The sequence below is a fragment of the Nonomuraea diastatica genome, from assembly GCF_004349015.1.
Taxonomy (GTDB): domain Bacteria; phylum Actinomycetota; class Actinomycetes; order Streptosporangiales; family Streptosporangiaceae; genus Nonomuraea; species Nonomuraea diastatica.
Window position 1 is genome coordinate 1 of sequence record NZ_SMKP01000473.1, and the last position, 446, is coordinate 446.

A 446-nucleotide genomic window follows, 5' to 3' on the forward strand; every position below is an offset into this window, starting at 1 on the left:
CGTGATGGGGTTATCGGCAAAGTCGTGTCACTAGGGCTTTCCGCCGCTTCCACCAGGCCAGACCGCGCTGACCTGCGGGTTCAGGCCCGAACATGCCCTGGATCATGAATTAGCTGCGGAACGCGGGCGTAACAGTTCTGACCGTCATGCCGGCCTGGGGCCGCATCCTCGTTGCGCTGAACGGGTCTTCCCACGAAGTGACGAGGAAGGGCAGGGAGGGACCGATCTGTGGCTGGCCTCATGGCCGACGGGCTGCGGTCAGATGCCCGTCGGGCCGCCGCCATCATTCGGCTGCGGTGCGCCCGCACGCTGCAGGGTGGTGAGCCATTGGCTTACGACGGCGTCGATGAAGGCGTCGGTGACCGGGCCGCGGTCGAGGAAGAGTCGGGCGAGGACGGGCCCGTACAGCAGGGTGTACTCGTCGTCGCTGATCCTGACGCCCGCGG

At 66.8% G+C, this 446-nt stretch carries 1 protein-coding gene; it reads right to left on the minus strand.

The window, feature by feature from the left end; genetic code table 11:
• Window positions 1-258 precede the first annotated feature (258 nt).
• Window positions 259-446 (minus strand): TetR family transcriptional regulator C-terminal domain-containing protein (locus E1294_RS52220; protein WP_220448467.1); only part of this gene is annotated, 188 nt, incomplete at its 5' end.